General features: G+C 62.0%; 17 protein-coding genes and 1 pseudogene. 5 read left to right on the forward strand and 13 right to left on the reverse strand.

Features of this window, described 5'->3' with window-relative positions; translation table 11 throughout:
* Positions 1 to 100 precede the first annotated feature (100 nt).
* Together NMG70_RS12835 and NMG70_RS12840 are read right to left on the reverse strand one after the other, a co-directional pair.
* Positions 101 to 844, reverse strand: coding sequence for a creatininase family protein (locus NMG70_RS12835; RefSeq protein WP_254024866.1), 744 nt, complete (start codon positions 842 to 844; stop codon positions 101 to 103).
* Between the two features lie 3 nt (positions 845 to 847).
* Positions 848 to 1,414, reverse strand: coding sequence for an SIS domain-containing protein (locus NMG70_RS12840; RefSeq protein WP_254025127.1), 567 nt, complete (start codon positions 1,412 to 1,414; stop codon positions 848 to 850).
* Between the two features lie 186 nt (positions 1,415 to 1,600).
* Between NMG70_RS12840 and NMG70_RS12845 the strand changes: the two genes are divergently transcribed.
* Positions 1,601 to 2,623 (forward strand): aldo/keto reductase, encoded by a 1,023-nt coding sequence (locus NMG70_RS12845; RefSeq protein ID WP_254025128.1) that lies wholly within the window; start codon positions 1,601 to 1,603, stop codon positions 2,621 to 2,623.
* A 111-nt stretch (positions 2,624 to 2,734) separates the two neighbouring features.
* Here the strand turns inward: NMG70_RS12845 and NMG70_RS12850 are convergent, their stop codons facing one another.
* From NMG70_RS12850 to clpP, 4 genes are all read right to left on the reverse strand, one after another.
* Positions 2,735 to 3,007, reverse strand: coding sequence for an HU family DNA-binding protein (locus NMG70_RS12850; RefSeq protein ID WP_023798342.1), 273 nt, complete (start codon positions 3,005 to 3,007; stop codon positions 2,735 to 2,737).
* A 194-nt stretch (positions 3,008 to 3,201) separates the two neighbouring features.
* Complete coding sequence (gene lon / locus NMG70_RS12855) at positions 3,202 to 5,613, reverse strand: endopeptidase La (protein WP_254024867.1); 2,412 nt, start codon at positions 5,611 to 5,613, stop codon at positions 3,202 to 3,204.
* 321 nt (positions 5,614 to 5,934) lie between these two features.
* Positions 5,935 to 7,209: an ATP-dependent Clp protease ATP-binding subunit ClpX gene (gene clpX / locus NMG70_RS12860; RefSeq protein WP_027155315.1), complete on the reverse strand. Its 1,275-nt coding sequence runs from the start codon at positions 7,207 to 7,209 to the stop codon at positions 5,935 to 5,937.
* A 294-nt stretch (positions 7,210 to 7,503) separates the two neighbouring features.
* A complete protein-coding gene (clpP, locus tag NMG70_RS12865; protein ID WP_023798344.1) occupies positions 7,504 to 8,133 on the reverse strand; it encodes an ATP-dependent Clp endopeptidase proteolytic subunit ClpP in 630 nt (209 codons plus the stop codon).
* Between the two features lie 462 nt (positions 8,134 to 8,595).
* Here clpP and NMG70_RS12870 point away from each other — a divergent pair, with 462 nt between their 5' ends.
* Complete coding sequence (locus NMG70_RS12870) at positions 8,596 to 9,045, forward strand: hypothetical protein (RefSeq protein WP_436798381.1); 450 nt, start codon at positions 8,596 to 8,598, stop codon at positions 9,043 to 9,045.
* 1 nt (position 9,046) lies between these two features.
* On the opposite strand, the gene NMG70_RS12875 is transcribed toward NMG70_RS12870, so the two are convergent.
* The gene (locus NMG70_RS12875) at positions 9,047 to 10,150 is read right to left on the reverse strand and encodes an NAD(P)/FAD-dependent oxidoreductase (RefSeq protein WP_254024868.1); all 1,104 of its coding nucleotides are present in this window, start codon (positions 10,148 to 10,150) and stop codon (positions 9,047 to 9,049) included.
* A gap of 201 nt (positions 10,151 to 10,351) precedes the next feature.
* Between NMG70_RS12875 and NMG70_RS12880 the strand changes: the two genes are divergently transcribed.
* Together NMG70_RS12880 and NMG70_RS12885 are read left to right on the forward strand one after the other, a co-directional pair.
* Positions 10,352 to 11,602 (forward strand): cytochrome P450, encoded by a 1,251-nt coding sequence (locus tag NMG70_RS12880; protein ID WP_254024869.1) that lies wholly within the window; start codon positions 10,352 to 10,354, stop codon positions 11,600 to 11,602.
* Between the two features lie 27 nt (positions 11,603 to 11,629).
* Positions 11,630 to 12,349 carry a transporter substrate-binding domain-containing protein gene (locus tag NMG70_RS12885; RefSeq protein WP_254024870.1) on the forward strand — a complete coding sequence of 240 codons (720 nt, stop codon included), beginning with the start codon at positions 11,630 to 11,632 and terminating at the stop codon, positions 12,347 to 12,349.
* An 11-nt stretch (positions 12,350 to 12,360) separates the two neighbouring features.
* Here the strand turns inward: NMG70_RS12885 and NMG70_RS12890 are convergent, their stop codons facing one another.
* The 6 genes and pseudogenes from NMG70_RS12890 to NMG70_RS12910 form a co-directional block, all read right to left on the reverse strand.
* On the reverse strand, positions 12,361 to 12,711 hold the full coding sequence (locus tag NMG70_RS12890) for a cupin domain-containing protein (RefSeq protein ID WP_254024871.1): 351 nt from the start codon (positions 12,709 to 12,711) through the stop codon (positions 12,361 to 12,363).
* Positions 12,712 to 12,732: 21 nt separating this feature from the next.
* The gene (locus NMG70_RS12895) at positions 12,733 to 14,013 is read right to left on the reverse strand and encodes an O-acetylhomoserine aminocarboxypropyltransferase (RefSeq protein WP_254024872.1); all 1,281 of its coding nucleotides are present in this window, start codon (positions 14,011 to 14,013) and stop codon (positions 12,733 to 12,735) included.
* A gap of 173 nt (positions 14,014 to 14,186) precedes the next feature.
* Positions 14,187 to 14,708: a CoA-binding protein gene (locus tag NMG70_RS12900; protein WP_254024873.1), complete on the reverse strand. Its 522-nt coding sequence runs from the start codon at positions 14,706 to 14,708 to the stop codon at positions 14,187 to 14,189.
* Positions 14,705 to 14,851 (reverse strand): annotated as a pseudogene (locus NMG70_RS33260) (AAA family ATPase); the annotation flags it as partial. The pseudogene NMG70_RS33260 and the gene NMG70_RS12900, both read right to left, overlap by 4 nt.
* A 57-nt stretch (positions 14,852 to 14,908) precedes the next feature.
* The gene (locus tag NMG70_RS12905; protein ID WP_254024874.1) at positions 14,909 to 15,331 is read right to left on the reverse strand and encodes a VOC family protein; all 423 of its coding nucleotides are present in this window, start codon (positions 15,329 to 15,331) and stop codon (positions 14,909 to 14,911) included.
* Between the two features lie 15 nt (positions 15,332 to 15,346).
* Positions 15,347 to 16,168, reverse strand: a complete 822-nt coding sequence (locus tag NMG70_RS12910) for an enoyl-CoA hydratase (protein WP_254024875.1) — start codon at positions 16,166 to 16,168, stop codon at positions 15,347 to 15,349.
* 177 nt (positions 16,169 to 16,345) lie between these two features.
* Here NMG70_RS12910 and NMG70_RS12915 point away from each other — a divergent pair, with 177 nt between their 5' ends.
* Entirely contained in the window at positions 16,346 to 16,810 is a 465-nt protein-coding gene (locus NMG70_RS12915; RefSeq protein WP_254024876.1) for a PaaI family thioesterase, read from the forward strand.
* Positions 16,811 to 16,857 lie beyond the last annotated feature (47 nt).

Consider the following 16,857-nt stretch of genomic DNA (forward strand, 5'->3'; position numbering starts at 1 on the left):
TATCTCCCCCCTTGTGGGGGAGATGTCCGGCAGGACAGAGGGGGGCGCGAAGGATCGCTACGGTTTTCATCCTGCATCCTGCAACGCTCGAAATGGCGCATCAGCGCGACAATATCGCCCGCAAATGCTCGAGGAGCATGGCGACGCCCTTTTGCCCCAGTTCCATTGAAGCCTCAGGGGCGGTCGCCGTGTACCATCCCGTATTGTCGGCGAAGCGGCCGGCGTCCACCGCTTCCGGACATAGCGCCAGCATCAGTGACGTCTCGCCGATGCCGGCATGATCGAACGGATACTGGCCGTCCGTCGCCGCCGGCATCAGCGGATGCACCTGTATCCAGTTGAAGAAATTGGCGCCTTCGGCATGTCCGGAATAGTAATCGGCCATCGCCTGCGAGCCCCACCAGCCCTCGCCGCGCTCCTTTTCGAGGAAGCGGAAGATCGCCTGCCGGCCGGCGCTCTTGAAGGCGAGATCGGTCGGCATGCCGGCGGCGAAATTCTCGGTCTGGTGGTGGATGATGGCATGGACGTCGCGAAAGCCGATGCGCAGCAGGCTGTAGAACAATTCCTCAGCGAACGGCGCCAGCGCGTTGCCGCCGACCTGCACCGAGCCGCTGCCTTCAGGCGGCGCTACCGCATAGCTAGCCGCACCGTAATAAAAGGGCGGCAGGATGACGATGTCGGCTTCGCGCTCGAACAGCTCCAGCGTCTTGACGACCGCCAGCGTGTCCATGCCGACGGCCATGTGCTCGCCGTGGTATTCGAGTACACCGAGCGGGAGGACGACCGGCCAGTTTTCGGCGATCGCCTTGCGGATCTGGTTGGGCAGCATCAACTCGTAGCGCATGATCTATTCCATGTTGGTGTGACGGGCACGCATCGCCTCGGGCGACATGCCGGTGATTGTCCTGAGCTTCAGCACCATCACCTCGAACAACAGGAACAACGCGCCTTCGAAGACCGACCCCATCGGCAGCACGGATGTCTTTTCCGAACCCTGGTCGTCGGCCATCGTCTGCGCCGGGACGAGCAAGGTGAAGTCGGCAAGTTTTGCCGCGCTGCTCCCGGTCTGGGCAGTTAGCAGCAGGACTGTCGCACCCGCCTCGCAAGCGACCCGCATCAGGGTGAGCACGGTCGAGGTTTCGCCCGGCCCGGAACTGACGAAAAAGACGTCCCCCGCCGCGAGCGGCGGCGTGTTCATGTCGCCGACCACAGAGATCGGCAGGCCGAGATGGTAGAGCCGCATGGCGAAGCCCTTGACCTGCAAGGCCTCGCGGCCGCAGCCATAGACGGCGATCTTTTGCGCACCGGCCAGCATTGCGCAGGCGGCGTCGATGCTGCTTTCATCCACTCGCTCCAGCACGCCGCCAAGCTCGCCCAACGCGATCGCGAACAGATCGGTGCCGGCCCTGGTCATGACGGTTCCGCCAGTCTGCCGGGGGCCGAAAAAGGTCTGGATTGTCTGATCATTTTTTCCGCCGAACAGCTTGTTTTCATTCATGCTACCGCCGCGAAAATCCGTGTCCAACGGCGCTGCGCGCTTTTGCTGTGCCACGGGCGTGATAGTGTCATGTCAGACAAATCAACCAGGAAACGACAGGGCATGAAGACACGGCATTTCGACCGCATCGGCAATGGCGGCATCGCGTTCACGGAACTTGGCTTCGGCACGGCGCCGCTCGGCAATCTCTATCGTGCTGTCTCCGACGAGGATGCCAAGGCCACCCTGGAGACCGCATGGCAAGTCGGCTGCCGTTACTACGACACCGCGCCACTCTACGGGCTTGGCCTGTCGGAAACGCGGCTCAATCCGTTCCTGCGCTCGAAAAAGCGCGACGACTATGTGCTGTCGAGCAAGGTCGGCCGCATCATGCGCGCCTGCCCGCCGGACCAGCGCACCGGCATCGGCAAGTTCTTCGACACGCCGTCGCGCCGCGAGGTCTACGACTACAGCTATGACGGCGTCATGCGCTCCTTCGAAGCCTCGCTGGAACGCCTCGGCGTCGACCGCATCGACATTCTTTTCGTGCATGACGTCGACGTCTTCACCCATGGCAGCAAGGAGGCCTCGGACCAGCGCATCGAGGAGTTCATGCGCTCGGGCTATTACGGGCTGCTGTCCCTGCGTGACCAGGGCGTCATCAAGGCGTTCGGCGGCGGCATCAACGAATGGCAGGTTGCCCAGACACTTGCCGAGCGCGGCGACTTCGACCTTTTCCTGCTTGCCGGGCGCTATACGCTGCTGGAGCAGGACGCGCTGCAATCCTTCCTGCCGCTATGCCAGAAGCGCGGCATCGGCATCGTTCTCGGCGGGCCGTATAATTCCGGCATCCTGGCAACCGGTCCGAAGCCCGGCGCCTATTACAATTACACCGAGGCGCCGCAGGACATCATCGACCGCGTCGCGCGCATCGAGGCCGTCTGCCAGCGCCACGGTGTGCGCCTGATCGAGGCGGCACTGCAATTTCCGCTGCTGCACCCTTCGGTCGTGTCGGTGATCCCCGGCGGCCAGCGGCCGAGCGAGGTCGAAAGCAATCGGTCGCTGCTCGACGCGAAGCTGCCATCAGCACTCTGGGCCGATCTCAAGAACGAAGGGCTGATGCGCGCCGATGCACCGACGGCATAAAGCCGCCTGCTGCCATCTCGACGATTGCCGGCCGAGACAAAAGGTCGGGCGCAAAAGAAAAGCCGGGGCATGCCCGGCTTTTCTGGTCGCTGAAAAAGGTTCGAAGCCCGCTTAGTTGACTGCGTCCTTGAGGCCCTTGCCGGCCGAAAACTTCGGCACGGTGCGCGCCGGAATCTGCACTTCCGCGCCGGTCTGCGGATTGCGGCCGGTCGAGGCAGCGCGTTTTGACACGGTAAAATTTCCGAAGCCGACAAGCCGGACATCGCCGCCCTTCTTCAGTTCGCCGGTGATGACGGAGAACACCGCATCGACCGCCGACTGCGCGTCACCCTTCGAAATACTCGCGGCATCGGCGACAGCGGACACCAGTTCGTTCTTGTTCATAAAAATTCCCTTCCATGAGAAACCGGAACGTACGACTCATCCGGCAGGAAACGGACTTTAGAAAGAAGCGCTTCCGCAACCAAGTCGAAAAGCGTCAAAAGAGTCGAAAAAACCCCGGAATTCCGGGGTTTTTTCATGAAAAAGCCGGGCGCTGGGGCCCGGCTCTCTCTTGTGCATTGCAACTTTAGCACGATCTAATGAGCCAACAACTTGCCGGCGTCGTCTCCGGCATCCACCGCAGCCGGCGCATTGGCTGGTTCGACCCAGTCGATCGGCTCCGGCATACGCACCAGCGCATGGCGCAAGACTTCACCGACCCGCGCGACCGGAACGATCTCCATACCGTTCTTCACGTTGTCCGGAATCTCCGCCAGGTCCTTGGCGTTGTCTTCCGGGATCAGCACCTTCTTGATGCCGCCGCGAAGCGCTGCAAGCAGCTTCTCCTTGAGCCCGCCGATCGGCAGCACTCTGCCGCGCAGCGTGATCTCGCCGGTCATCGCCACGTCGGCCCTGACCGGAATGCCGGTCAGCACCGAGACGATCGCCGTCGCCATCGCCACACCCGCCGACGGTCCGTCCTTGGGCGTAGCGCCCTCGGGCACGTGGACGTGGATGTCGCGCTTGTCGAACAGCGGCGGCTCGACGCCGAAATCGAGAGCCCGCGAGCGGACGTAGGAGGCCGCCGCCGAGATCGATTCCTTCATCACGTCGCGCAGATTGCCGGTCACCGTCATACGGCCTTTGCCGGGCATCATGACGCCTTCGATCGTCAGCAGCTCGCCGCCAACTTCCGTCCAGGCGAGCCCGGTGACAACGCCGACCTGATCGTCGGCCTCGACCTGACCGAAGCGGAAGCGCGGAACACCAAGGTAGTCGGCGAGATTGTCCGCCGTGATGTCGACCGTCTTCTTCTTCGTCTTCAGGATCTCGGTCACCGCCTTGCGGCCGAGCTTCATCAGCTCGCGCTCCAGGCTCCTGACGCCCGCTTCACGGGTGTAGGTCTGGATGATGCCGCGGATCGCGTCCTCGCCGACGGAGAACTCGTGCGGCTGCAGCGCGTGATCGCGGATCACCTTGGGCATCAGGTGGCGCTTGGCGATCTCGATCTTCTCGTCCTCGGTGTAGCCGGCGATACGGATGATCTCCATGCGGTCCATCAAGGGCGCAGGGATATTCAACGTGTTCGCCGTGGTCACGAACATCACGCTCGACAGGTCGTATTCGACCTCGAGATAGTGGTCCATGAACGTCGAGTTCTGCTCGGGATCGAGCACCTCGAGCAACGCCGACGACGGATCGCCGCGGAAATCCTGGCCCATCTTGTCGATCTCGTCGAGCAGGAAGAGCGGGTTGGACTTCTTCGCCTTCTTCATCGACTGGATGACCTTGCCGGGCATCGAGCCGATATAGGTGCGCCGGTGACCGCGGATCTCGGCCTCGTCGCGCACGCCGCCCAGCGCCATGCGGATGAACTCGCGGCCGGTCGCCTTGGCGATCGACTTGCCGAGTGAGGTCTTGCCGACACCGGGAGGTCCGACGAGGCACAGGATCGGCCCCTTCAGCTTCTTCTGGCGGCTCTGCACGGCGAGATATTCGACGATGCGGTCCTTGACCTTGTCGAGGCCGAAATGGTCGGTGTCGAGCACGTTCTGGGCGAAGGCCAGATCCTGCTTGACCTTGGAGTTCTTGCCCCACGGTATCGACAGGATCCAGTCGAGATAGTTGCGCACGACGGTCGATTCAGCCGACATCGGCGACATCGTCCGCAGCTTCTTCAGTTCGGCTTCCGCCTTTTCGCGGGCCTCCTTGGAGAGCTTGGTCTTCTTGATGCGCGCCTCGATCTCGGCGGCCTCGTCGCGGCCGTCCTCGCCTTCGCCGAGCTCCTTCTGGATCGCCTTCATCTGCTCGTTGAGGTAGTATTCGCGCTGGGTCTTCTCCATCTGGCGCTTGACGCGCGAACGGATGCGCTTCTCGACCTGCAGGACGGAGATTTCGGCTTCCATGAAGCCCATCGCCTTTTCCAGCCGCTCCTTGACCGAAAGCGTGGCCAGCATCTCCTGCTTCTCGGGGATCTTGATGGCAAGATGCGAGGCAACCGTATCGGCGAGCTTGGAATAGTCGTCGATCTGGCTGGCGGCACCCACCACTTCGGGCGAGATCTTCTTGTTCAGCTTGACGTAGTTCTCGAAGTCGGTGACGACGGAACGGGCCAGCGCCTCGACCTCGACCTCTTCCTCATCCGGTTCGACCAGCGCCGCGGCGCGGGCCTCGTGGAAGTCGGGACGGTCGGTGAACGAAACGATTTTCGCGCGCGAGGCGCCTTCGACCAGCACCTTAACGGTGCCGTCCGGCAGCTTCAGCAACTGCAGCACATTGGCGAGCGTGCCGATGTCGAAGATCGCATCGGACTCGGGATCGTCATCGGCGGCATTCATCTGGGTCGCAAGCAGGATCTGCTTTTCCTGACCCATCACCTCTTCCAGCGCCTTGATCGACTTTTCACGCCCAACGAAGAGCGGAACGATCATGTGCGGGAACACCACGATGTCGCGCAGTGGGAGGACTGCGAAGACGCCGTCGCTGGGAGCCTTGGATATTTTGGCCATTGTCCAACCTTTCATGTCGCGGCCGCCAATCGGCCAACCGCGAATCTCATATTAACGACCGGGGATGGTTCCGCCTACCACCGTTTGTGACGGGAGTTTTACAGCACAGAATTCGGCGCCACGGCCTTCCTCCGTTAGTTGGAGGCACGCGGGACAAAGATCAAGGGTCGACACGAAACCGTTCATCCAATCCGTCACAAACCGTTCATCAAAAGTCGGGCCGTTCATCACAAGTCGGCCCGTTCATCACAAGTCGGCCCCGTCTAAACAACAAAAGGCGCCTCGCGGCGCCATTTGAAGAACTCCACTAAAGAGGGTACGTCAGGCGCTGACGTTGCCCTTCTTTTCCTTTTGCTCGGAATAGATGTAGAGCGGCCTGGCGTTGCCGGACACCACCTCTTCCGAAATAACCACTTCGCGCACGCCTTCCAGCGCCGGCAGTTCGAACATCGTGTCGAGCAGGATCGCTTCCATGATCGAGCGCAGGCCGCGCGCGCCGGTCTTGCGCTCGATAGCGCGCTTGGCGATGGCCGACAGCGCATTCTCATGGAAGGTCAGGTCGACATTCTCCATCTCGAACAGCCGCTGATACTGCTTGACCAGCGCGTTCTTCGGCTCGGTCAGGATCTGGATCAGCGCCGGCTCGTCGAGGTCCTCCAGCGTTGCCAGGACCGGCAGACGGCCGACGAACTCGGGAATGAGGCCGAACTTCAACAGATCTTCAGGCTCGACCAGACGGAAAACGTCGCCGGTGCGGCGATCCTCGGGCGACGCGACGGTGGCGCCGAAGCCGATCGAGGTCTTGCGGCCGCGATCCGAGATGATCTTGTCCAGCCCGGCGAAGGCGCCGCCGCAGATGAACAGGATGTTGGCGGTGTCGACCTGCAGGAATTCCTGCTGCGGATGCTTCCTGCCGCCCTGCGGCGGCACGGACGCGACCGTGCCTTCCATGATCTTCAACAGCGCCTGCTGCACGCCCTCGCCCGACACGTCGCGGGTGATCGAGGGATTGTCCGACTTGCGTGAGATCTTGTCGATCTCGTCGATGTAGACGATGCCGCGCTGGGCACGCTCGACATTGTAGTCGGCCGACTGCAAGAGCTTCAGGATGATATTCTCGACGTCCTCACCGACATAGCCGGCCTCGGTCAGCGTCGTCGCATCGGCCATGGTGAACGGCACGTCGATGATGCGGGCCAGCGTCTGCGCAAGCAGAGTCTTGCCGCAACCGGTCGGGCCGATCAGCAAGATGTTGGACTTCGCCAGCTCGACGTCGTTGTTCTTGCCGGCATGCGCGAGGCGCTTGTAGTGGTTGTGGACGGCCACCGACAGCACGCGCTTTGCGTAGGGCTGGCCGATGACGTAGTCGTCGAGAACCTTGAGGATCTCCTGCGGGGTCGGCACGCCCTCGCGCGACTTCACCATTGAGGTCTTGTTCTCCTCGCGGATGATGTCCATGCAGAGCTCGACGCATTCGTCGCAGATGAACACCGTCGGGCCGGCGATCAGCTTGCGCACTTCGTGCTGGCTTTTGCCGCAAAACGAGCAATAAAGCGTGTTCTTGGAATCACCGCCGCTGTTGCCGACCTTGCTCATTTTCATGTCCTTTCATAGCCGCCCGCCGATGGTCTGGTTGAAAGGGCGCATATCTTAATCTATCGCGGGAAATCGCCACCGCCAGTAGTCCGGCTCCCGCAACGCATTCCATACGAAACACATATCAGAAAACGTCGCAATGATTCGCACCAACCCCGCACAAAGCTAAGCCGTCGAAAATCAACATAGGCTTAACGTAGGCAATCGCTCCCGTCGTGGGAACAGCCAATTGTGGCCGAAATGCCGCAAGCGGCATCAAAAGCGTGTTTTCCCGCCATCCAACTGCCACCGGGCTTATGTGGCAAGACCCTCGATCGGCTCACGCGACGAAATGACCTTGTCGATGAGGCCGAATTCCTTGGCCTCGTCGGAGGTCATGAAATGGTCGCGGTCGAGCGTCCTCTCAATCTCGTCGTAGCTCTTGCCGGTGTGCTTGACATAGACCTCGTTGAGACGGCGCTTCAGCTTGATGATGTCCTGGGCGTGGCGCTCGATGTCGGAAGCCTGGCCCTGAAAACCACCGGAAGGCTGGTGGACCATGATGCGGGCGTTCGGCGTGGCGAAGCGCATGCCCTTCTCGCCGGCGGTGAGAAGCAGCGAGCCCATCGAGGCGGCCTGGCCGATGCACAGCGTCGCCACCGCCGGCTTGATGAACTGCATGGTGTCGTAGATCGCCATGCCCGAGGTGACGACGCCGCCGGGCGAATTGATGTAGAGGTTGATTTCCTTCTTCGGATTCTCGGCTTCGAGGAACAGGAGCTGCGCGCAGACCAGCGTCGCCATGCCGTCCTCGACCGGACCGGTGATGAAAATGATCCGCTCTTTCAGGAGCCGCGAGAAAATGTCGTAGGCCCGCTCGCCGCGATTGGTCTGCTCGACCACCATCGGAACGAGGTTCATGTAGGTTTCGACGGGGTTCTTCATGGACTATCCCTTATTGAAGATGGGATTCCGGCGCCGGGAGATTAGCAAGTCGGGGCAGAATCGGTTCTGGATCGTTATCCCAGTAAATAGGATGTCGGCTCACCCTAGCGCAAGGCCGCCCCCTCCTAGCCATCCGGTTAAGTCGAATCAAGGTTTCTGCACAGAATTCGCCCGAAGCTGCACCGGCTGCTGTTGAAGCGGCGCGGCTGCGCTGCCGAGTAGCACTTTCTTAACCGCGTCGCTTAACAAAATATCGAAACTGCTTTCCCGCGATGCAGCTTCCCCTACAATTCAGCGTTGAGCTTGAACTGAAGGTTCAAACAGTGCCATGATCGGGAAAACTGCTTCCTCGGCCATCGCCAGCCTCGCCGTTCTCGGCATGGTGTCCGAAACGGCTGCCGGCGGGGTCGAATGCTACGAGCAGGTCCACAGGCCGTCCGTCTACGAGACAGTTACGAAAACGTGCTCGTCAGCCCGGCCGGTCAGCAGGTGGAGTATGTTCCGGCGATCTACGGGACGCGCGAGCGGGTGGTGCAGATTGCACCGGCGCGTGTCAGCTACGAGATCGTGCCTGCCATTAGCCGCACCATCTACCGCATGGTGAAGGTCGATGACGGCGGCGACTCCTGGGGATGGCGCGTCATCAATGGCCGCAAGGTGCTGTGCAAGATCAGGCACAAGGCGCGCTATGAACGGGTAGCCGAGACCGTGATGGTGCAGCCGGAGCGCCAACGGCGCGTCGTCAGTCCCGCCGAATACGAGAGCGTCGCCGAGGAGGTTCCGGTGCAGCCGGAGCAGCGGCGGATCGTCAATTTTCCCGCCTCCTACCAGACGGTGGCGCGCCGGGTTCTGGTCCGCGAGGGCTCGTCGCGCTGGCGGCAAGTGCGTATTCCGCGGCACTGCCGGTTTTAGGTCAGACCGCCTCCGCCCGCAGCCACACCTTCAAGCCGCCGACGTCGCCATTGCCGACGGTCGCTGCGACACGCCTGCCGACCGCCGCGCCGAACTTGTAGCCGTGGCCGGAGCAGGCCGAGACGACAAGGCATTTGCCCTTCTCATGCGCCAGGAATTTTTCGTCGGCGGTGAAGGTGTAGGCGCAGGTGACGACCTCGGTCACCTCATATTCTTCGACACGGGCAATCGGCGGCGAAAACAGGTCGCGGATCGCCTCGCCCTCGCCCGCCACCGGCTGGCGGTTCCAGTCGGCATCGCTGGTCGGCACCCTGTGCAGGCCCGAGCCGAATTTCATGCCGGCGCCGCCGGACGGCGGGATCACGTAGCCGTCGACGGCGCCGCCGACATCGAGGATGACCGGGGCCGTCTGCCACGCCGCTTTCAGATCCGCCGGCGGTTCGACATAGGCGAGCGCGGTGCGCCAGGTCTTCAGGTCGCCACCCAGCTCCGGAAACAGTTTCAGCACCCAGGCACCGGCGGCGATGACGATGCGGTCGGCCTGCATCGTCTCGCCGCTTTCAAGCACGAGGCGGCCAGCCTCGGCGTCGACCTCCGTCACCTTGCTGTTCTCGTAGACATTGGCGCCGTTTCTCCGCAGCCATCCGGCGAGGCGGGAGGCAATCTTGCGACAATGCAGCGCACCACCCTCCGGCGAAAAATACGCGTAGCGGAACGAGCCGGGCTGCAGGAACCGCCAGCGTTTAGCCGCGGCGTCCGGCTCGAACAGTTCGATCGGGTAGTTCCCGGCTTCCATGCCCTCGCGGTATTCCTCGGCTTCGTCTCCCGGCTCGCGCGAAATGCAGATGAAGCCGCGGGGGTCGAGATGGCTTTCGCCGAGATCGGCCCACATCTCGTCCCAGGCCTCATAGGCTTCGGTGATCAGCCGGCCATAACCCGAGGCTGCGCCATAGGCGCGGCGGATGATGCGGTGATGGTCGCCCGAGGCGGCAAGCGGATTGGGAATCGGTCCCTGCTCAACGATCGAGACCCGGTGCCCAGCCTTGACCAGCGACCACGCCGTCGAAAGCCCCGCAATGCCTGCACCGACCACGATCACATTCATCAAAACCGTCTTTCCGCAGCCGCGTGGCTGGCTTAACTAGAAGGATTGCCGCGCCAACATACGGTCTGGCATCAAGCTGGCAAGCCTTGGAGCGCCGCGCGTCGATGGACGCGCAAAGGACGCTCCAACACTTTAGAATCTGCGCATGATCCTTTCCGAAAACCGATTCCGGTTTTCGGGGTCATGCGCTAATGATCCAGAATGACCGATTTGGTGCCACCAACTTACCTGGCCTTCGATCCGGCCACCCGCCATGTGCGGCTCGATCCACACGAGGCGGCTTTCTTCCAGAACCCCTACGCGGCTTATGCGTTCATGCATGGCGCATCGAATGTCTTCTTCTGGGAAGAGTTCGGCTGCTGGTGCTTTGGCGGCTTCGATGACGTCAACCGGCTGCTGCGCGACCGCCGCTTCGGCCGCCAGAACCCGGCCGGCATCCCTGACAGAAGCGGCGTCGGCGAGGACCGCACCCATCTCAGCACCTTCGACGGCATCGAGGCCAATTCGATGCTGGAGCTGGAGCCGCCCGTGCACACCAGGCTCAGAACGCTGGTCAACCGCGCCTTCGTCTCGCGTCAGGTCGAGCGGCTCAGGCCACGCGTCGAGGCGCTCGCCAACGAGCTGATCGACCGTTTCGAGCCGGGCCAAGTCGACCTGCTGCCGGCTTTCGCCTCGCCTTTGCCGATCACCATCATTGCCGAAATGCTCGGCGTGCCGGTCGAGATGGGGCCGCAACTGCTCGACTGGTCGCATCAGATGGTCGCCATGTACATGCACGGCCGCACGCGCGAAGCGGAAGAGACAGCCAATCGCGCGGCACATGATTTTTCGAATTTCCTGCGCGGCCATGTTGCCGAGGGGCGCAAAAACCCCGGCGACGATCTGTTGTCGCTGCTGATTGCGGCACATGAGGACGGCCAGAAGCTCTCCGAGGACGAACTGGTGTCCTCCGCCATCCTGCTGCTCAACGCCGGCCATGAGGCGACCGTTCACCAGACAGGCAATGCGGTGCGCTCGATCCTCGCGCAAGGCGGCGACCCGCGACGTTTCTTCATGTCCGCGGAAGCCACTGCTGCGACCGTCGAGGAATGCCTGCGCTTCGACGCGCCGCTGCACATGTTCACGCGTTATGCCTATGAAGAGATCGAGGTCGGTCCCGGTGTCATCGTGCGGCCGGGCCAGACGATCGGCCTGCTGCTCGGCATGGCCAATCATGATCCGGCTGCCTTTGCCGAACCCTTCGCCTTCAGGCCGGATCGTAGGGACCAGAAGAACGTCTCGTTCGGCGCCGGCATTCATTTCTGCATCGGCGCGCCGCTCGCCCGGCTCGAATTGCAGCTATCGCTGAAAACCTTGTTCGAGCGCCTGCCGCGGCTCCATCTCGCCGAACGGCCGCGCTTTCGCGACACCTATCATTTCCATGGGCTGGAAACGCTCGCCGTGCGCTTTTGAGAACAGCGGACCTGAGGCTGATATCGCATGACCGAAAAGATGACGTTCGCATTTTTGCAGGAGCCTCCTTTCTGCTTCACGGACGCTTCCGGAGATGTCTCCGGCTGCGACGTCAAGCTCGCGCAGAAGGTTTGCAAAGTGTTGCGGCTAGAGGTCTTTTCGCCCATCGAGACCGAGTTCGCCAAACTGCTTCCCGGACTGGCCAAGGGCGAGTGGGACATGACCACCGGCCTGTTCATTTCGGACGAACGCAAGAAATCCGTCGACTTCACGCGACCGATCTGGGTCTTGCAGGACGGGCTGCTGGTCGCGAAAGGCAATCCGCGCGAATTCAAGGGCTATCGATCCATCGCCGCAGATGAGGCGGCGTTGATCGCCGTCATATCGGGCCAGATCCAACATCAGACAGCCTTGCAAAATGGCGTTCCACCCGAGCGGATAAGAATTTTCGCCACGCAAGCGGGCGCGGCCGATGCTGTCGCTGCCGGCGTGGTGCATGCCTATGCAAGTGTCGCTATGGCGCATCGTGGCTATCTCGCTCAGCGTCCCAACGCGCCTTTTGCGGTCATCGACGTTCCGGCAGCCGAAAAACAGCCAGCCGCCGGCGCTTTCGCTCTCGCCAAAGGCAACGTGATCCTGCGCCAGCGCATCGATTCATGCCTCAATGATTTGCTTGGAAGTCCCTGGCACAGGGACATGATGATCGGATACGGATTTTCCGATGCCGACATCGATCGCCTTCTGTGAAGCCCAAAGCTCTAAAGGCGGATCACATATTCCTTGCGAGTCGTTTCAAGCACTTCCCAGCTGCCCCTAAAGCCCGGCCTGAGCACGAAACTGTCGCCGGCCCTGACGGTGCGCGCCTCGCCGCCCTCCTCGGATATCACTGAAACGCCCGACAGGATGTGGCAGAACTCCCATTCGTCATACTCGATGCGCCATTTGCCCGGCGTCGCCTCCCAGATGCCGGCATAGAGGCCGCCGTCGCGTTCCTCGACATTCCAGGTGCGGAACTTCGGATCGCCTGAAATCAGGCGATCCGGCGCCGGCGCGCCAGATTCCGGCTCGACGCTTTCAGTATCGACGGAGAGGAAATTCGGCGCGGTCATGAGGGCTCGTTCCAGCAGGGGTCAGACCTTGGCGAGAGCCTGTTCCAGATCAGCGACGATGTCGTTGACATCCTCGATGCCGACCGAGAGCCGGACCGTATCTGGCCCAGCGCCGGCGGCGACCTTCTGCTCGTCGGACAGTTGCCGATGCGTGGTCGATGCCGGATGGATGACCAGCGACTTGGTGTCGCCGACATTGGCAAGGTGCGAGAACAGTTCGAGCGCCTCGACGAATTTGATGCCCGCCGCATAGCCGCCCTTCAGGCCGAAGGTGAACACCGCGCCGGCGCCAAGCGGCGAATACTTCTTCTGCAGCGCGTTGTTGTTGTCGCTGGGCAGGCCGGGATAGGACACCCAGGCGATCTTGGGGTGGTTGGACAGCCACGCGGCGACGGTGACCGCATTGTCGCAATGGCGCTGCATCCTGAGCGGCAGGGTTTCCAGGCCGGTCAGGATCAGGAACGCATTGAAGGGCGAGATCGCCGGGCCCATGTCGCGCAGGCCAAGCACGCGCGCGGCTATGGCGAAAGCGAAATTGCCGAAGGTTTCGTGCAGGACGAGGCCGCCATATTCGGGGCGCGGCTCCGACAGCATCGGATATTTGCCGGATTTCGACCAGTCGAAGGTACCGCCATCGACAATCGCGCCGCCGATGGAATTGCCGTGGCCGCCGATGAACTTGGTTAGCGAATGCACGACAATGTCGGCGCCATGCTCGATCGGCCGCACCAGATAGGGCGAGGCCAGCGTGTTGTCGACGATCAGCGGCAGGCCGTGCTTGCGGGCGATGTCGCCGATCTTTTCGATGTCGACGAAGACGCCGCCCGGATTGGCCAGGCTCTCGATGAAGATCGCCTTGGTGTTTTCGTCGATCTGGCTTTCGAAGGTCGAGATGTCGTTGGTGTCGGCCCAGCGCACCTGCCAGCCGAAATTCTTGAAGGCGTGGCCGAACTGGTTGATCGAGCCGCCGTAAAGCCTTGTTGCGGCGACGAAATTGTCGCCCGGCTGCATCAGATTGTGGAAGACCAGCACCTGCGCTGCATGGCCGGACGCCACCGCCAGCCCCGCCGTGCCGCCTTCGAGTGCCGCGATACGCTCTTCCAGCACCGCCTGCGTCGGGTTCATGATCCGGGTGTAGATGTTGCCGAAGGCTTTTAGCCCGAACAGCGAGGCGGCATGGTCGGTATCATCAAAGACAAAGGAGGTCGTCTGGTAGATCGGCGTTGCACGCGCGCCGGTCGCCGGATCCGGCTTGGCGCCGGCATGGACGGCGAGCGTGTTGAAACCGGGCGTGCGGGTCATCGATTACCTCCCCTGAATAGTGAATGGTGAATGGTGAATGGTGAATGGTGAATGGTGAATGGTGAATGGTGAATGGTGAATGGGAAAGTCGGCCAGCCTCATCCTGATTGCAAGCGGCTCATATGCGGCTTTGCCCGCCTTCCAGAAAAATCCTTCTATTCACCATTCACCACCTACTTCTGGCGAACGCCAAAACTCTGGAATCCCGGCCGCATCAGCGGCTTCTTGGACGACAGCACGCCTGAGTTGACGCCGGTCCAGCCGATCTCGCCCGACAGCTTGCCATATTCGATCTTGGGGCAGCGGTTCATCACCACCTTGATGCCGGCAGCCTCGGCCCGTGCGGCTGCCTCGTCATGGCGCACGCCAAGCTGCATCCAGATGACTTTCGGCAACGGATCGCGCCGCAAGACCTCGTCGACGACGCCCGGCACCGCCGCCGAGCCGCGAAAAACGTCGACCATGTCGATCGGCTCGGGAACGTCGGCGAGCCTGGCATAGGTCATCCGGCCAAGGATTTCCTTGCCGGCCTGGCCGGGGTTGATCGGGAACACCGAAAAGCCCTTGCCCAGCAGGTATTTCAGCACGAAATAGCTTGGCCGCACATCATTGGCGGACGCGCCGACCATGGCGATGGTCTTCACCGAATTGAGGATGCCGGCGATATAGGCATTGTCGTAGGCGTCGTGGTTCATGCCTCGTCCTCATACAGAGCTTGGGCGAGAAAACCATCCGCATCGTTGCAGAAACCGGCGAAAAAGTATCGTGGAAATCGGTCGAGGCCGAACCGGCTGATGCGGAACAACCGCGCACCGGGACTGGCCATCAGCAGCGGCGAGGTAGGATGCGCTTGGGATAGGGCGCCCGCGTTTCGATATGCCATCTGGCAGAAGGATCAGCTCGGCAGTGAGATGCTGCCATCTTCCGCGATCGGAAAAGCCGGATTGTGCGCCACTTCCCAGACATGCCCTTCGGTGTCGGCGAAATAACCATACCAGCCGCCCCAGAAGGCGCGGCCGGCCGGCTTGACGATGCGGCCGCCGGCCTTCTCGGCCATCGTCAGCACGTCATCGACCTCCGCGTCGGAACGGGTGTTATAGGCGAGGTAAATCGCCGACGGCGCCGTGCCGAAAGGAATGCCTGAATCCGCTTCGGCGCTTGCGCGCGGGAACAGCCCGAGAATGACGCCGCCCATCTGGAAGAAGGCGACGCCCTCGGTGATGCCGGCATGGCGGGTCAGGCCCATCGCCTCATAGAAGCGCGTGGCGCGCTCGAGATCGTCGACGGCAATGGTGATGATGGAGATGCGAGGCTCCATGTCTATTCTCCGTCCCTATTCCTCCGTCCATTCCGGCTTGCGCTTGCCGATGAAGGCGCCGATGCCCTCTTCCGCGTCGCGCGCCAGCATGTTTTCGACCATGACGCGGCCGGCATAGGCATAGGCGTCGGCCAATCCCATTTCGGCCTGCGCGTAAAAGGCTTCCTTTCCGGTCTTCACGACCAGAGACGATTTGGCGGCAATGGTTTGCGCGTATTTGGTGACAATCTGATTCAGATATTCGCGCGGCACCACGCGGTTGACCAGGCCGAATTCCTTTGCCGTTGCCGCATCGATCGTCTCGCCGGTCAAGAGCATCTCCATCGCATGTTTGCGCGAAGCGTTGCGCGACAGCGCCACCATCGGCGTCGAGCAGAACAGGCCTATATTGACGCCGGGGGTGCAGAAGGTCGCCTCGTGCGAGGCGATCGCCAGATCGCAGCTCGCGACCAGTTGCGCCCCGGCCGCCGTCGCCAGGCCATCGACCTCGGCGATCACTGGCCTCGGATGGCGCACGATCGCCTGCATCAGTGCCGCGCAAGCGGAAAACGTCTCCTCGAAGAACGCCTTGCCGCGATCGGCATCGGTGCGGCGCGCGGTCATTTCCTTGAGGTCGTGTCCGGCGCAGAACATTTTTCCGGCTGCCGCCAAGACGATGACGCGGACGGATCTGTCTGATTTCGCGCGGTCGAGCTCCGCCTTCAGCGCCGCCATGACCGCCAGCGACAGCGCATTGGCCGGCGGGTTGGTGAGCGTGAGGCGGAGCACGCCCTTGTCCAGCCTCGTGACAACAGGAGCTTCGGCAACAGCCGGCTTGATGGCGACGATTTCAGCCATACTCTCTTACCTCTTTATCGGCCAGCGGCATCGGATGCGCGGGCCATGGAACAAAAGAACTAGCACGCTGCCGATTGAAGAACAGGCTTAAGGCGTGTTTTCTCGGCAGCGTGGCCTCAGCCAAGCGCCTCGCCTTGAGACCGCCGGCCCTACGGCGCCGTATATAGGAAACCGCCTATGCCCGCCCAAAACAATCTCAAGCCCGTGCTGACTGCGGCGCAGGTCAATGCGCTGATGGAGACCGTCTATCCGCAGCTCAACGACCAATTCACCTTCTACGAGGCGATCGACGTGTTTGCGGGCGGCTGCACGGTGCGCCTAAACGCCGACGAGCGGCATTTGCGCCCCGGCGGAACCGTGTCGGGCCCGTCGCTGTTCACGCTGGCCGACATTGGCGGCTATGTCTGCGTGCTTTCGCATGCCGGGCCGGATGCGCTCTCGGTCACCACCAATCTCAACATCAATTTTGTCCGCAAGGCCGAGGCCGGACCGATCGACGGCCATTGCCGCATCCTGAAGCTGGGCAAGAGCCTGATGGTGTTCGAGATCGACATCGTCGCCGGACCGGACGCCCACACGGTAGCGCATGCCACGGGAACCTATTCGATCCCGCCGAAGAACAGCTTTCAATCGCAGGCCTGATTTGCAGGACGGAATACGTTTTCCGCTCGTTCCAAACGACCGCAACG

Source organism: Mesorhizobium ventifaucium, assembly GCF_935822925.1.
In the GTDB taxonomy this organism is placed as follows: Bacteria; Pseudomonadota; Alphaproteobacteria; order Rhizobiales; family Rhizobiaceae; genus Mesorhizobium; species Mesorhizobium ventifaucium.

Coding starts and splice junctions, on each gene's coding strand:
- NMG70_RS12835 (WP_254024866.1), bottom strand. CDS start 844: ATGCGCTACGAGTTGATGCTGCCCAACCAGATCCGCAAGGCGATCGCC.
- NMG70_RS12840 (WP_254025127.1), bottom strand. CDS start 1,414: ATGACCAGGGCCGGCACCGATCTGTTCGCGATCGCGTTGGGCGAGCTT.
- NMG70_RS12845 (WP_254025128.1), top strand. CDS start 1,601: ATGAAGACACGGCATTTCGACCGCATCGGCAATGGCGGCATCGCGTTC.
- NMG70_RS12850 (WP_023798342.1), bottom strand. CDS start 3,007: ATGAACAAGAACGAACTGGTGTCCGCTGTCGCCGATGCCGCGAGTATT.
- lon (WP_254024867.1), bottom strand. CDS start 5,613: ATGGCCAAAATATCCAAGGCTCCCAGCGACGGCGTCTTCGCAGTCCTC.
- clpX (WP_027155315.1), bottom strand. CDS start 7,209: ATGAGCAAGGTCGGCAACAGCGGCGGTGATTCCAAGAACACGCTTTAT.
- clpP (WP_023798344.1), bottom strand. CDS start 8,133: ATGAAGAACCCCGTCGAAACCTACATGAACCTCGTTCCGATGGTGGTC.
- NMG70_RS12875 (WP_254024868.1), bottom strand. CDS start 10,150: ATGAATGTGATCGTGGTCGGTGCAGGCATTGCGGGGCTTTCGACGGCG.
- NMG70_RS12880 (WP_254024869.1), top strand. CDS start 10,352: ATGACCGATTTGGTGCCACCAACTTACCTGGCCTTCGATCCGGCCACC.
- NMG70_RS12885 (WP_254024870.1), top strand. CDS start 11,630: ATGACCGAAAAGATGACGTTCGCATTTTTGCAGGAGCCTCCTTTCTGC.
- NMG70_RS12890 (WP_254024871.1), bottom strand. CDS start 12,711: ATGACCGCGCCGAATTTCCTCTCCGTCGATACTGAAAGCGTCGAGCCG.
- NMG70_RS12895 (WP_254024872.1), bottom strand. CDS start 14,013: ATGACCCGCACGCCCGGTTTCAACACGCTCGCCGTCCATGCCGGCGCC.
- NMG70_RS12900 (WP_254024873.1), bottom strand. CDS start 14,708: ATGAACCACGACGCCTACGACAATGCCTATATCGCCGGCATCCTCAAT.
- NMG70_RS12905 (WP_254024874.1), bottom strand. CDS start 15,331: ATGGAGCCTCGCATCTCCATCATCACCATTGCCGTCGACGATCTCGAG.
- NMG70_RS12910 (WP_254024875.1), bottom strand. CDS start 16,168: ATGGCTGAAATCGTCGCCATCAAGCCGGCTGTTGCCGAAGCTCCTGTT.
- NMG70_RS12915 (WP_254024876.1), top strand. CDS start 16,346: ATGCCCGCCCAAAACAATCTCAAGCCCGTGCTGACTGCGGCGCAGGTC.